Source organism: Chondromyces crocatus, from assembly GCF_001189295.1.
GTDB lineage: Bacteria > Myxococcota_A > Polyangia > Polyangiales > Polyangiaceae > Chondromyces > Chondromyces crocatus.
Window position 1 is genome coordinate 1584856 of sequence record NZ_CP012159.1, and the last position, 14414, is coordinate 1599269.

Below are 14414 nucleotides of genomic sequence, written 5' to 3' on the forward strand. Positions count from 1 at the left end.
AGGGGGCCTCCGTCCTCCTTGCTCGTCGACATTCTGGCGACATTCTGATGACGCCTTGCAGGATCTCCGTTTTCCGGGCCGCTCACGTCGGGGTCGCGGACGGATCCGGGCGGATTTATCCGCCATTCCACCGGATCCATGGGGCCCGTCGACGTTGCGTCGGAACGGTAGCCCGCGATCCTCGATTGGAGGTACAGTGGCGCTGCCAGGGCGTGTTGGCGGAAGCGAGCCCCTCCGGCGCGGATGACCGACAAATATTCTTCATGGGCAGGCCCGGGGGGCGAAGGCGCGGCGCAACCGGGTCCTCCGCACTCATCGGGAGCGTACGGAGCGGAGGTGCCCGGTTCCGGGGGACCCTTTCGACCTCTACCCGCCCCTCCACTCCAGTCTCCGGGCTCACTGACACGCCTGTCTGTCCCTTACGGACTGGGCATTCAGTCGCAAGCGGCCTCTCCTCCAGCAGCGCCAGCGGCTCACGCGCAGGCGGCGGAGCAGACCGCGATCACGCTCGTGAAGTCCGTGCTGCCGCATGCCGAGGCGTACGCCGCGCCTCCTCCCGGCCCTTCCGCAAACCCGTACGGCGCGCCGCACGCGTCGCAGCCCGGTTATGGCGCGCAGCCCGGTTACGGCGTGCAGCCCGGCTACGGCGGCCAGCCCGGTTATGGCGCGCAGCAGGGGTATGGCGGCCAGCCCGGCCATGGCGCGCAGCCCGGCTACGGCGGCCAGCCTGGCTACGATGCGCAGCAGGGGTATGGCGGCCAGCCCGGCTACGGCGCGCAGCCCGGGTACGATGCTCAGCAGGGGTATGGCGGCCAGCCTGGCTATGGCGCGCAGCCCGGCTACGGCGGACCTCAGCAAACGATGCCTGCGGTGCCTGGTCAGGCCTCGCATGGCCAGGCTTACGGTGCGCAGCAGGCGTATGGCGCTCCGCCGCCTTCGGGTCACCAGAACCCTCCGCAGTATGTGCCGGCGCCTCAGTACGGTGGCGGCGCTCAGGTGCCGGCGGCGCCAGCACCGCACTTCGCGGCGACCCCGCAGATGCCCGGGGGTCACCCTTCTTATGGTGGAGCGGGAGCCCAGGCGCCTGGTGGGTTCGGTCCTGGTCAGTTCCCGGTGAAGCCCCCGGTCGGGGCGATCGTGGTGAACGAGGACACGATGCCTCCGGGCGCCCTCCCGACGCCACGGATCACGCCCCCGGGTGCGGTGGCGATGCATGGCGGCGTGGCGATGCCGTCGCCAGGGCTCGATCTGGGCAACGTGACGGCGGCGGCGGGCCTGCCGCTGCCGACGCCGGTGATGCCGTTCGTCCCTGCGCGGGGAGCATCCCCCGCAGCGCCGCAGCCCGCCATGGCGCCGCTGCACCTGAAGACTCCCGCGCCGCCCATGGGCGCGATGGAGCCGCCACCTCCTCCCATGGTGTCGCCTCGCGGTGGAACGCAGCCGACGGGCGTGCTGCAGGCGCCGCCCGATCCTGGCTATCGGCCTCCCGCGCCTCCCGCGCCTCCCGCGGGCGGCACGATGCCGGCGCCCTCCCCGTCGACCTCCTCGTCGTCGACGCCCTTGCCCAAGTCGACCACCGTCATGGCGGTGGGCGGTGGCGGCCCTGGGCTCGGTGCGCCGCCCGGTGCAGCCCCGCAAGACGGCGCAGCGACGGTGATCCCGGCGCTGGCGGGCGTGAGCCCTGTGCCCGGAGGCGCCCAGGGGGCAAGCGCTCCAGGAGAGCTCCCACTCTTCCCCGATTCTTCCCCGCACAGCAGTCGAAGTGGCCCTGCTTCGACCGACGGCGTGCCCATCTCGGCCTCCCCGAGCACGCCTCCCGGGTCGCTGCCCTCCGGCATGCTCCACGGCGCCGTCCCTGCAGAGGGGCTGCTCGGTGGCGCGGCGTCGGGCGCAGCGGGACTCGTGCCTGGCGCGGCGACGTCGGGTGCAGCGGGACTCGTTCCTGGCGCGGCGGCGTCGGGCGCAGCTGGGCTCGTGCCCGGTGGAGCGACGTCGGGTGCAGCTGGGCTCATGCCTGGCGGCGCGACGTCGGGTGCAGCTGGGCTCGTGCCTGGCGGCGCGACATCGGGCGCAGCAGGGCTCGTGCCCGGTGGAGCGACATCGGGCGCGGCAGGGCTCATGCCCGGTGGAGCGACATCGGGCGCGGCAGGGCTCATGCCCGGTGGAGCGACATCGGGCGCAGCGGGACTCGTGCCTGGCGGCGCGACGTCGGGCGCAGCGGGCCTGGTCTCGGGTGACATCGCGACGGGTGACGTCGTCAACGTGGTCGCTGGACCCGGTGAGGGCGCGGAGGCCGTTGCGAGTCCGTGGGCAGTGCCCGGCGCGCGCTCTGACGCGCAGCTCGCGGGCGGCACTGCAGGGACTTCGGATCCAGGAGGAGCAGCGGTCTCGCCCCGGCGAGGTGGTGATGGCGGTCAGCGCAAGCTGATCATCGGGCTGGTCATCGTGCTCGTGCTGGCCGTGGGCGTGCTGGTGACCATCCTGGCGATGTCGCGAGGCGGTAGCGGTGATCCGATCTCCATCGGCTTCACCATGCCGGAGCCCGAGCCGACCGTGACCGAAACGGCGGCGGCCCCCACGGCGAGCGCCGTGGTGCCGGTCAAGATGTGGAAGCCGAAGCCGAAGAGCGACGACATCTACGACGAGGTCGATCGCGAGCGGAAGCAGCCGTGATCTGAAGCCTCGGGCGTCGCCGCGCCGCGCTCGGTGAGCGCAGGGCCCGCGTGACGCCGAGGGCCGCTCGGTGCAGAGAGCCTGCGGCGCGCGTGGCGCGTGGCGCGTGGCGTCCGCGCGGGGTGCAGGTCAGCCGTTCTTCCAGCGCAGCTCGAAGGCGAGTTCTTCGTCGCCGCCCTCCAGCTCGTGCTCGATGACGAGTTCCGCGCCGGCAGGCACCGTGAAGCGTTTGCCTGCGACCTGGATGCGAAAAGGTTCGCCTTGCTCGAGCGCGTCGGCGAGGCGCCGCAGCGTCGCGATGAACTCGTCGGTCGAACAGTGTCGGTCTACGTCTCGTTCGGTCATGTCGCCTCCGTGAGCACCACAGCGGTGGTGGCATCGTTCGTCAAGGGGCGGTGGTCCTCCGTCGCGGCCATGCTCGCCATGTCCCGGCGCCAGGCGAGGTGATGGGCGGAGGGGCGACGGGAGTGATGGGCGGAGGGGCGACGGGAGCGATGGGCGGAGGGGCGACGGGAGTGATGGGCGGAGGGGCGACGGGAGCGATGGGCGGAGGGGCGACGGGAGTGATGGGCGGAGGGGCGACGGGAGCGAGGGGAGCGACGGGGCGACGGGAGTGATGGGCGGAGGGGCGACGGGAGCGAGGGGAGCGACGGGGCGACGCGATGAAGGAGGGGCGCCCAGGGCTTTGCGGGAGCGACGGCCGCCGCTTGGTTGCCCGGATGCCTCGGAACGTGCTGGTGATCCGGGCGCTGTATGGCCACTCCCATCCCTCGGAACGTCGCTCCCTTCACCCTCGACGAGCTGGCCCGCATCGGCGGGGGTCGTGTGCTCCAGCCCGGGCCTGAGGTGCGAGGCATCTCCACGGATGGTCGGGGGCTCACGCCCGGCGCCGCGTTCGTGGCGCTGGTCGGGGAGCGTTTCGATGGGCACCAGTTCCTGGAGCAAGCGATCCGAGGAGGGGCTTCGGCGGTGGTGGTGAGCCGCGAGGTGTCGGTGCCGGCCGGGGTCGGGGTGGTGCTGGTGCCCGATACGCTGGCGGCACTCGGGGCCTTCGCGGGAGCGCACCGGGCGCGCTGGGGGTCGACGGCGCACCCCGCGGGAGCGCGGGCGGTGGTGGGGGTGGCGGGGTCGGCGGGGAAGACGACGACGACGCGCACGGTGGCGGCGCTCCTGCGCGCGGTGACGGAGGGCGTCGGCCGGGGCGCGGTGCACGCGACGGCCGGGAACCTGAACAACGCGATCGGGGTGCCGATGACGTTGCTGGGGCTGACGGAGGCGCATCGGTTCGCCGTGGTGGAGATCGGCACGAACTGTCGGGGCGAGGTGGCGACCCTCTCGGCGATTGCGCAGCCGGATGTGGGGGTCGTGACCACGATCGGGGTGGAGCACACCGAGGGGCTGGGCTCGCTGGAGGAGGTGGCGGAAGAGGAAGGAGACCTGTTCGCGTCGCTGCCGGTCGGGGGCGTGGCGGTGGGGAATGCGGACGATCCGCAGGTGGTGCTCCAGCTCGGGCGGGCCAGCGCGGGTCGGCGGGTGGGGTACGGGCAGGCCGAGGGGGCGGCGTACCGGATCACGGGGCGGAAGCCGGTGGGGCTCGAGGGCTGTGCGGTGGAGGTGGAGCGCGAGGGGGAGGCGCTCGCGCTGTGGGCGCCGCTTCTGGGAGAGGCGGGCGCGCTGGCGGCGGTGGCGGCGGTGGCGGTCGTCGAGGCGCTGCTCGGGGAGCGGCTGACGGAGGCGGTGGCCGAGAAGGCGCTGGCGGGGATGGAGCCGCTCTCCGACGGGCGGCTCGCCGCGGTGGAGCTGCCCGATGGGACGGTGGTGATCGACGACAGCTACAACGCGAACCCCGTGTCCATGCGGGCGTCGCTGCGGGCGGCGGCGGAGCTGTCGGTGTCGCTGGGGCGGCGGCTGCTGCTGGTGCTCGGGGAGATGCGGGAGCTCGGGGCCCTGTCGGCCGAGGAGCACGACGCCCTGGGGGTCGAGGCGGCGGCGGTGGGGCCGGCAGCCGTCATCGCGGTGGCAGGGGACGCCGCGCGCACGGCCAAGGCTGCGGCGGCAGCGGGGGCGGTGTCGGTCTTCGTGGCCACGGCGGAGCAGGCTGCGGTGGAGGTGCTGGCGCGGGCGAGGTCGGGGGACCTGGTGCTGGTGAAGGGGTCTCGTGGCGTGAAGATGGAGCACGTAGTGGAGGTGTTGCGTGAGCGTCGGTAGGATGTGGCCTCCGGCCCAACCGACGCATGGCGACTCCTATCCGCGTCTTCTTTGCCTACGCTCAGCAGGATCAGTCCCTGCGTGACGAGTTTGCTGCGCATCTGACGTACTTGCAGCTCCGTGGTGCGATCGCCGACTGGCGCGATCGGCGGCTGGGAGACGAGGACGCGTGGGGCGCTCGCGTGAGCGAGCACCTGAAGGGCGCGCAGGTGGTGCTGTTCCTGATCAGCCCGCACTTCCTCGGGTCCGCCTACTGCATGAGCATGGAGGTGACGTGGGCGCTGGCCGAGCACGCGGCGGGGACGATGCGTGTGCTGCCGGTGATCCTGCGGGAGTGCTCGTGGAACCAGGCGCCGTTCAGCGGGTTCGTGCCGGTGCCGCGCGATGGGCGGCCGGTGACGGCAAAGGCGGATCGGAACGAGGCGTGGACGGTGGTGATGCGCGAGCTGCGCAAGGCCGTCGACGAGATGGCGGTGATCCGGAGGGGAGGCGCAGCGCCGCGCCCCCCGGGGAAGGAGCCAGCGCCACAGGTGGTGCTGCCCGCGGTGACGGAGTGGATCGCCTCGGCGGTGGAGGCGCAGCAGGCGCAGGCGCCGGTGACGCGCGGCGATCTGGAGCTGAGCCTGGAGGCGGCGCGGCTCGAAGACGACGTGGCCGAGGTGGCGGCGCTGGCGCAGCGGCTCGGTGATCTGCACGCGGACCGGGGGCGGCACTACGACGCGCGCACGCACTACGAGGAGGCGCTCGCGTCGTTCGGTCGGGCAGGGGATGCGTGCGGCGCGGCGGGGACCCTGGAGCGGCTCGGTGAGGTGTCGCTGTGGCTCGGTCAGCCAGGCGAGGCGCGGGTGCGCTTCGAGGACGCGCTGCGGTCCTACCGGAGGGGAGCGGATCTCGGCGGGGAGGCGCGGTGCCTGGAGGCGCTGGCACGGACGGCACTGCGCGGCGGGGATCTGCCGCTTTCGCAAGGGCTGTTCGAGCGGGCGCTGGCGATGCACCGGCAAGGGGGCGACGTGGCGGGTCAGGCCGCATGCCTCGGGGCACTCGGTGATCTGGCGATGTGGGTGCGGCCGGTGAGCGGGGAAGGGCGGCCGCGCGAGGGCGCCGCGGGTGGGTTCGTGGGGCCAGGGCGTGCGCCGGAGATCGGAGAGGCGCGGCAGCGGTTCGAGCAGGCGCTGCCGCTCTACCGGGAAGCGCGCGATGTGGCCGGAGAGGCGCGCTGCCGGAGGCGGCTCGGGGATCTCGCGCTGGAGCAAGGGCTGATCGAGGAGGCCGTGGCGCGTTACGGGGACGCGCTCGCGCTGTACCGTCAGATCAAAGAGGAAGCGGGCGCGGTGTACTGCCTGCGGCGGCTGGGCGATCTGGCCGTGGTGCAGGAGCAGTTCGGGGAGGCCCAGCAGCGTTATCAGGACGCGAAGGACGTGGTGGGGGAGGCGAGCTGCTTGAAGCGCCAGGGGGATCTGGCCCTGGACCGGGCGAAGCCGCACATGGCGATCCTGCACTACGAGCAAGCGCTGGAGCGGTTCCGCGAGGCTGGGGATCCCGTCGGCGACGCGGCCTGTCTGGTGGGGCTGGCCGAGGCGGCGCTCGATCGGGGCGAGGACGAGGACGCGGTGCTGCGCTACCACCAGGCGCTGCCGATCTACCGCGAGCTGTGCGACGCGAGCGGTGAGGCAGGGTGCCTGGAGCGGCTCGGCGATCTGACGCTGGATCAGGGCAAGCCAGAGGACGCGCGCTGGTGGTACGAGCGGGCGCTGGCGCGTGCGCGGGAAGCGAGCGACGAGCTGCGGGAGGCGAACGCGCTGCTCGGGCTGGGGAACCTGTCGCTCGCGCTCTCGCGCACCGAGGACGCGGCGCGGTCGTACGAGCTGGCGCGAGGGATCTACCGGCGGTCACGCGATGTGCTCGGGGAGGCGAACTGCTCGAAGCGGCTCGGCGACGTGGCGCGGCGCGAGGGGCGCTTCGCGGACGCGCAGGCGGCGTTCGAGCTGGCGCTGTCGCTGTACACGAGCGTGCCGGCGCCCTACTCGATCGGGCAGACGCACCGGCGGCTGGCGAAGGTGGCGCCGAGCGTGGATGAGCGGCGTCAGCACCTGGAGATGGCGAGCGCGGCGTGGCTGAGCATCGAGCGGGCAGACCTGATCGCGGCGCTGCACCAGGAGTTCCCGGAAGACACGTGAGCTTCGGGCGAGGGGCTGATGCGGTTCCTGATCCATACGGCCGGGAACTTCGCTCGCTTCCCGATGCAACGAGGTCAGGCCCGAAGCGGCGAGACATGCCAGATCTCCCGAGCGGATCGCGGGGTGGCGGGGCCCCGACGAGCTTTGCTCGGCGGGGCGGCGGGGGCGCGTGCCCCCGCCGTGTGAATCAAGACGCGATGCGGGTCAGGAGGACGGTGAGGTTGTCGCTGGAGCCGGCGCGGATGGCGGCGTCGATGAGGGCCTCGCACGCGTCGGCGGGATCGGGGTGACGACGGAGCAGCGCCTGCAAGGTCGGGTCGGGGAGGAAGCGGTGCACGCCGTCGGTGCAGAGGAGAAGAAGGTCGCGCGGGCCGAGCTCGATGCTGGTGTCGGTGAGGATGATTTCTTCCTGCATGCCGAGCGCGCGCGTGATGACGGTGCGGGGGAGGTGATGAAGCTCCTCGAGGGGGACGTGGTGCTCGCGGGTGCCGTCGAGCAAGGAGTCGTCGCGGGTGATCTGCTGGAGCTGTTGCTCGTGGAGGAGGTAGGCGCGGGTGTCGCCCGCGTGGACGAGGTGGACCCAGCGGCCGGCGATGGCGGCGGCGGTCACGGTGGCGCCGATGCCGGTGAGGGAGATGAGGGTGGTGGACGCGCGAAAGACGGCGCGGTTCGCTTCCTCGAGGGCCTCGATGGAGGCGCGGCGCAGGGCGGCGTGGCCGACGCTGACGCCGGCGTGGATCCGACGTCGTACGGCCTCGATGGCGATGCGGCAGGCTTCGGTGCCGCCGCGTGCGCCGCCGAGGCCATCGAGGACGGCAAAGAGGAGGCCGGCGTCGGTCTCGATGCTGCCGGCGTGGCGCGCTTCGTTGGGGGGTGAGGTCCAGGGAGCGCGGTCACGGAGCGAGAGGATGAGGTAGGCGTCTTCGTTCGCGGTGCGGAGCGGCCCCGTGTCGGTGCGCGCGGCGAAGAGGAGGCGCGCCGGGCCGACGGGGGCGTCGCGGTAGACCATGGATGGGCGCTACACGCCGAGCGCGGCGCGCACCTCGGCGACGGGGAGATTGATCCAGCGCTGGGCCTCTTCGTTGCTGCAGTAGGAGCGGGTGAGCATGCGGTCGACGTAGAGCGTACCGCGGAGGTGGTCGGTCTCGTGCTGGAGGATGCGCGCGGGCCAGCCTTCGGCGACCCAGCGGATGGGCTGGCCGTCGGGATCGATGCCGGTGACCTCGACGCGGAGGTCGCGTTCCACGAGGGCCATGTAGCCAGCGACGCTGAGGCATCCCTCGAAGAACGTGGCGCGGCCGGCACCACCAGGGCTGGCGAGGGAGCTGCCGAGGGGGGTGAGGGTGGGGTTCACGATGGCGGTGAGCGGGAAGGGGGCGCGGCCGCGGACCTCGCGGTCCTCGACGCTGAGCTTGCCCATGAGGGCTTCGCCGTCTTCGAGGACCATGATCTGGAGGCCGATGCCGATCTGGGGAGCAGCGAGGCCGACGCCCGGCGCCTTGCGCATGACCTCGACCATGGTGCTCACGAGTTCCTTGAGCTTGCGGGTGCCGATCATCTCCGCGGGGACGGGGGCGGCCGGGGTCCGGAGCACGGGATCCCCGGCCTGGACGATCTTCGGAAGCTTCATGGGTCCACGGTGCCGCGGTGGAGGTCGCTGTCAAGCGATGCCGGCCAGGTAGAGGCGGGCGCGTGGGTGTGTGGCTCACCCCGGGCGCGCACATGGCGCACGGGGACGGGCCCGGTGCGCATCACGGCGCCCCCGTGCGTTGCCGCTCGGTGTACAAGCCCGGCCTCCGGCATGTCTTCGATCCCAGCTCCCCCCGGTCCGGTTCGCTTCGGTCGTCGACCGCTGATCATCGCGCTGCTCACGGTGTTCACCGTGCTCGCGTTCGCTGCGGTCACGTTCCGGCTCCGGCTCGATCCCAACATCGCGTCGTTGCTCCCCGAGCGCGGGGAAGCGTCGGCGCTGCGCCGGTACGTGCGTGGGTTCGGTGGGGGGGATCTGGCGTTCGTGCTGGTGCAGGCCGAGGACCCGGCGGTGGCCGAGGCGGCGTCGGCGCAGATCGCGCGCGAGCTTGCGGCGCGGCCGAGCGTGCAGCGCGCGGCGGATCGGGTGGACACGACGCGGGCGCTGGATCCGTGGCTGCTGTGGCGGCACGCGGACGCGCGGGCGCGGGAGCGGCTCGCGGCGGCGCTGACGCCCGAGGGGATGCGGGAGCGGCTGGCCGAGACGCGGGCGCTGCTCCTGGCGCCCGGGAGCGGGGCGCTGGCGGAGACGCTCGCGGTCGATCCGCTGCGGCTCGGGCAGCTGGTGGCCGAGGGGGGCGACATCGGCGCGGGGGTGCGGACGCGGCCGGATGGGGCGTTCGCGACCGATGATGGTCGCGCGCGGCTGGTGCTGGCCCAGCCGAAGGGGCAAGCGTTGCGCGGAGACGACGCGCGGGCGTTCGTGGAGGACGCCGAGGCGGTGATGGAGGACGCGCGGGTGGATCATCCCGGCGCGCGGATCGGGCTGACGGGGGGTCACGCGATCGCGGCGGCCACCGAGCAGATGCTGAACCGGGATCTGGCGTGGTCGGGCACGCTGTCGATGCTGCTGGCGTCGGTGGTCTTCGCGCTCCTGTTCCGACGCGTGCGTGCGCTCCTCGCGGTGCTGCCGCCGCTGGCGCTCGGGACCCTGTGGACCGCGGCGCTGGCCACGGTCTTTCCAGGGGGACTGAGCGCCATCGCGGTGGCGTTCATGTCGGTGGTGGTCGGGGTGGGGGTCGATACGGGGGTCCACGTGTACGCGGCGCTGCTGGAGGCGCGGCGGGAGGGGGCGTCGCCCGAGGAGGCGGCGCGGGTGGCGCGGGCACGGGCGGGGAGGCCGACGCTCGTCGCTGCCGTCACGGCCGCGGCGGCGTTCGCCGCGCTCTCGCTGTCGGACATCGCGGCGCTGAGGCAGCTCGGGTTGCTCTGCGCCGCGGGGGAGGTGCTCACGGCGATCGCGATCGTGGTGGTGACGCCAGCGCTGGGGGCGTGGCTGGAGCGCAAGCCGCCGCCGAAGGAGCAGGTGCCCCCGTGGACGGAGGGGGCCTACGCGTTGACGAAGACGCGGGGGCGCGCGGTGGCGATGGCGTTCGTGGCGCTGGCGCCGCTGGTCGCGGTCGCGCTGGGGGCAGCGCCGCCGCTGGCGGATGCGTTCATCGCGGTGCGGCCGGCGAAGCTCGCGCCGCTGCAGGTGCAGGAGGCGATCTTCGAGGCGTTCGGAGGGAAGAGCGGTCAGTGGATCGTGCTCGTCGAGGACGCCGAGGAGGAGCGGGCGCGGGGCCGAGCGGATCGGCTGGCGGAGCGGCTGTCCGAGATGCGCGAGGAGGTGGAGGCCGTCGATGCCTTGACGGCGCTCGCGCCGGCGTCGGCGACCCAGCTGGAGCGCTTTGCGGCGCGGGATGCGCTCGATCTTCCCGGGCGGGCCGATGCGCTCGAGCGCGCGCTGGTGGAGACGGGGTTCGCTCCGGCGCGCTTCGAGGGGGTGCTCGCCGGGATGCGCGCGCCAGCGCGACAGGAGCTGTCGCTGGAGGCACTGGGGGCGAGTCCGGCGTCCATTCTCCTCTCGCGCTACCTGGCACAGGATGGCGATGAGCACCTGGCGGCGGTGTACGTGCGGCCTCGGGACCGTGCGTCGATGGCGCGCATCGAGCAGGTGGTGAAGGAGGTGGATCCGGCAGCGTCGCTGACGGGCTACAGCCGGCTGGAGGCGTCGCTGAAGGTGACGCTCTCGCGCGATCTGCCGCGCATCGGGCTGTGCGCGGGCGTGCTTGTGGTGGTGGCGCTCGCGCTGTCGCTCCGGCGGAAGCGCGACATCGTGCTGGCGGCGCTGGTGGTGGCGGTGGAGATCGCGACGGTGCTCGTTCTTTCGCGGCTGCTGGACGTGCCGCTGCATGTGTACGATGCGCTGGTGATCCCGGTGCTGCTGGGGATCACGGTGGACGAGGGGATGTTCCTGCTCCACCGGGCGGGGCGCGTGGAGGCGGAGGGGGGCGATCCGATCCGGGAGACGCTGCGGCGCGAGGGGCCGGTGGTGGCGGCGACGGCGCTCACGACGGCGGCCGGGTTCGTGGCGCTCGCCACGTGCGATTTCGATGGGTTGCGTGATCTGGGGCGGGTGGGGGCGCTGGGGAGCGTGGTGGGGCTCGTGATCGCGCTGGTGGTGGTGCCGGCAGGTCTCCGGCTGTGGCCCGCGCCTGCTAGCATGGCGGGATCCGATCGCCGATGAATCCGTCGCCCCGTCTTCTTCTGGTGCTCGCTGGTGTCTCCCTGGCCGCGCCGACGTTCGCGCAGTCCGCACCGACGAGGGGGGCGTCGGCGGAGCGAGACAAGAAGACGCCTGCGCGTCCAGCGGCGGCTCCGTCCGCGCCCGCTGGAGCGGGGCAGCCAGCGCAAGGGGCCGCGGGGAGTACGGCGCCAGGGAGCGCAGGGCAGCCGGCGCAGGGGAGTGCGGGACATGCGGCGTCGACGCCATTGCGGCCGGCGGTGAGCCGGGTGGTCGATGCGATCGCGCGCGCGCTGCTGCCGGCAGGCCGCGCGGCGGTGGTGGTGACGGCGCCGCTGGTGAGCGATGCGGCAGCGCCGCGGGGGGCTCAGCTCACCGCGCTGCTCGCGGCGCAGCTCGCCGGGCGTCTCGGGGAAGGGACGCAGGCGCGTGTGGAGCCCGCGGCGCTCTCGGCTGCGCGCGCGACCGCTGCGGGGGCGCCGTGGCTGGTGCATCTCGGGGTGGAGATCGCGGTCGGCAAGCTGCGGGTGACGGCGGACGTGTACCCGGTCCCACGGACGGTGTGGGCCCGCATTCGTGATCCGGAGCCGGGGCCCGTTGCGCATGCTTACGCGGAGGCGAGCCTCGATGCGGAGGTGCGCTCGTTCCTTGCGCCGGTGTCGCTCACGGCGGCGCTGTCCGTGGAGCGCGCCAGGAACTTCGAGTCGGACGTGGTGGCCCTCGCCTGCGGTGACGTGAATGGGGATGGTGGACCCGAGATCGTGAGCGTGAGTCGTCGCCGTGTGTCGCTGCTGCGGCTCTCGGGCGGCAAGGTCGTGCCGCTTCTGTCGCGCTCGTGGGCGGATCTGGTGGGGGTGCATCCGACGCCGTGGCGAGAGCCGGTGGGGTTCGCGACGCTCGTGACCCGGGAGCAAGGTGGAGACGAGCTGCCGGGGTTCGTGGACGTGGGGCTGACGGATCGCGCGCGCAGCGTGCGTTTCGATGGGGCGCTGCAGGTGCTGGCGGAGCTGCCTGGGCTCGCGGTGCCGGACGGTGGGGGCTCGGCGTGTACCCGGGTCGGGGGGCTGAGCGTGAGCGGGGCGCTCGCGCGGTGCGTCGCAGAGGATCCGGCGCCAGCGTCGGCCACGGTGGGTGGGCAGTACGATGCGCTGGCGTCGGCGCGGTTGCTGTCGTCGAGCGGTGAGCCTCTCCTGGTGTGGGCCGGTCGAGAGCGGGGCGCCCTGGAGCTGCGGGACAGCAGCGGGCGGCGGCAGGTGCTCTCCAGTGCAGGCGCGCAGATCGCGCTCGGCGATCTCGATCAGGATGGGGAGCCGGAGGTGCTCGCCAGTCTCGACGTGCAGAATGCGATCGACGACGCCGTGGTGGTCTGGAGCTGGCCGCGGCGTGCGCAGGGGCGACCGAAGGGAGGCGCGAGCGCGGTCGCGCAGGGGGACGATCGGCTGCAGGAGGCGCTGCGGTTGCCGGCGCCCGCGGGGGTTCATGCGGTGGCCGTGTGTCCACCCGATGGTCCCGGGCGGGCACCGTTCGTGGTGGCGACGAGCGACGAGATCTGGGTGGTCCGGTGAGCATCGGTCGGCGGCGGTTCCTCGGGCAGGCGGCGCTGCTCGCTTCCGCCGCGCTGGGGCACGGCAGCGCGTACGCCATGGGGCGCACGCCGCTCGGCGGCCGGTTCGCGCTCCACGTGCCGTGGGCGACGTCGTCCCTCGATCCCCACGAGATCCGTGATCCGCTGGCCGCGCTGTTCGGAGCGGCGGTGGCCGACAGCTTGTACGCGCTCGACGGGAACGGCGTCGCATACCCGACGCTGGCTGCGGCGCTCCCTGGACGAGAGGGGACGGCTGCGGTGGTGCAGCTCCGGGAAGGTCTGCGCACGGGTCGCGGCGTGGCGCTCGATGCGCGGGATGTGGTGTTCTCCGTGGAGCGGGCGCGGGCACGCGGAGCCGCCGCGGCGCTCGCAGACGTGCCGAAGCCACGCCCACACCCGCGCGATCCGCTGGCGGTCCTCTTCTCCGGGGCCGACCCGCAGCGGCTGGCGCGAGCGCTCGCGACACCTCTGGCTGCGCTCCTTCCGCGCAGCTTCTCGCCACTCGCACCCGATGCGACAGGGCCGTTTCGGGCCGAGCTGAGCGCACGGCGGATGAACCTCACGCGGAACCTCAACGCCGCGCGCGGCGCTTCGTTCCTGGACGCGATCGACGTGGTGCGATCGGATGATCTCACCACGTCACTCCGCGAGTTCGAGGCGGAGCGGGACGACGTGGGCTGGCTCGGCGCCGGCCTGCACGCCGCGCGGAAGGGGAGCGTGCGCTTCGATCTGGGGCCGGTCGCCTGGGTCGTTCTCGTGACGGGGGCCGAGGCGGGGGCCTTCGGGCAGCCAGGCGTGGCGCAGCGGCTCGCGGAGGCGGTGCCTCCGGAGCGACTGGCCCACCTCGCGCTCGGGGCCCTGCCTGCCGCACGTGGTGATGCTGCCTGGGGAGGGCCTGCGACCGAGCTGCTCGTCGATGAGACGTCGCCTCACCTCGTGGAGATCGCGCAGGCCGTCGCGCCGGTACTCTCGCGGCCAGGTCACGAGGTGACCGCGGCGCCCGTGTCGCGGACCGAGCTGGCGCGGCGTCGCGCGCGTGGCGCGGCGCTCGCGATCGACCTCGTGCGTCCGGCGGGGAGTGGCGCGCTGGGGGCGTTGCTGGCCCTGGCCACGGCAGAAGATCGCGCGCGAGGCGTGGACCTCGCGCGTCACCCGCCTCGCCTCGCTGCGGGCACGCCGGCCCGCTCCCTCACGACGTCCCTGCGGGTGGGGGTGCTCGGAGAGATCAAGGTGGCCGGCGCGCACATGCCGGACCTGGTCCTCGGTCGAGCGGCGGGAGATGGTGGGTGGGATCTCGGCGCCAGCTACCGTCGCGCTCCGAAGCGGTGAAGCGCCGACGCGAGGGTCCACCTCCAGGAAATACAGGAGGACGGACGGCCTCGGGAGGATGGCCATCCTGGAATGGGGCCTCTTCGTCCACCCTGGGTCCCATCCTCTGCTCTATGCGGATCGGGTGTCGTGGTCCGGGAGGCCTGTCCCCCTGGCCACAGCTGCCTGACACGGATCGAAACCACGC

The 14414-nt window shown here is 73.3% G+C and carries 9 protein-coding genes; 6 read left to right on the top strand and 3 right to left on the bottom strand.

The genetic code is table 11. The features are described 5' to 3' along the window. Positions 1 to 510: 510 nt before the first annotated feature. Positions 511 to 2673, top strand: coding sequence for a TrbL/VirB6 family protein (locus tag CMC5_RS05915; protein WP_050429492.1), 2163 nt, complete (start codon positions 511 to 513; stop codon positions 2671 to 2673). Positions 2674 to 2802: 129 nt separating this feature from the next. On the opposite strand, the gene CMC5_RS05920 is transcribed toward CMC5_RS05915, so the two are convergent. Next, a complete protein-coding gene (locus CMC5_RS05920; protein WP_050429493.1) occupies positions 2803 to 3018 on the bottom strand; it encodes an amphi-Trp domain-containing protein in 216 nt (71 codons plus the stop codon). A 408-nt stretch (positions 3019 to 3426) separates the two neighbouring features. Here CMC5_RS05920 and CMC5_RS05925 point away from each other — a divergent pair, with 408 nt between their 5' ends. Both CMC5_RS05925 and CMC5_RS05930 read left to right on the top strand, forming a co-directional pair. Next, the gene (locus CMC5_RS05925; protein ID WP_050429494.1) at positions 3427 to 4881 is read left to right on the top strand and encodes a UDP-N-acetylmuramoyl-tripeptide--D-alanyl-D-alanine ligase; all 1455 of its coding nucleotides are present in this window, start codon (positions 3427 to 3429) and stop codon (positions 4879 to 4881) included. 26 nt (positions 4882 to 4907) lie between these two features. Beyond that, entirely contained in the window at positions 4908 to 7058 is a 2151-nt protein-coding gene (locus CMC5_RS05930) for a toll/interleukin-1 receptor domain-containing protein (RefSeq protein WP_050429495.1), read from the top strand. Positions 7059 to 7245: 187 nt separating this feature from the next. Here the strand turns inward: CMC5_RS05930 and CMC5_RS05935 are convergent, their stop codons facing one another. After that, a complete protein-coding gene (locus tag CMC5_RS05935) occupies positions 7246 to 8067 on the bottom strand; it encodes a PP2C family protein-serine/threonine phosphatase (protein ID WP_050429496.1) in 822 nt (273 codons plus the stop codon). A 9-nt stretch (positions 8068 to 8076) separates the two neighbouring features. Then, positions 8077 to 8688: a peptide deformylase gene (locus CMC5_RS05940; protein ID WP_050429497.1), complete on the bottom strand. Its 612-nt coding sequence runs from the start codon at positions 8686 to 8688 to the stop codon at positions 8077 to 8079. Positions 8689 to 8859: 171 nt separating this feature from the next. Here CMC5_RS05940 and CMC5_RS05945 point away from each other — a divergent pair, with 171 nt between their 5' ends. The 3 genes from CMC5_RS05945 to CMC5_RS05955 are packed head-to-tail and all read left to right on the top strand — an operon-like array spanning position 8860 to position 14227. Next, entirely contained in the window at positions 8860 to 11316 is a 2457-nt protein-coding gene (locus tag CMC5_RS05945) for an MMPL family transporter (RefSeq protein ID WP_050429498.1), read from the top strand. After that, on the top strand, positions 11313 to 12878 hold the full coding sequence (locus CMC5_RS05950) for a hypothetical protein (RefSeq protein WP_156338255.1): 1566 nt from the start codon (positions 11313 to 11315) through the stop codon (positions 12876 to 12878). The genes CMC5_RS05945 and CMC5_RS05950 overlap by 4 nt, the downstream gene beginning before the upstream one ends. Further along, positions 12875 to 14227, top strand: coding sequence for a hypothetical protein (locus tag CMC5_RS05955; protein WP_050429500.1), 1353 nt, complete (start codon positions 12875 to 12877; stop codon positions 14225 to 14227). The genes CMC5_RS05950 and CMC5_RS05955 overlap by 4 nt, the downstream gene beginning before the upstream one ends. The last annotated feature ends 187 nt before the right edge of the window (positions 14228 to 14414 follow it).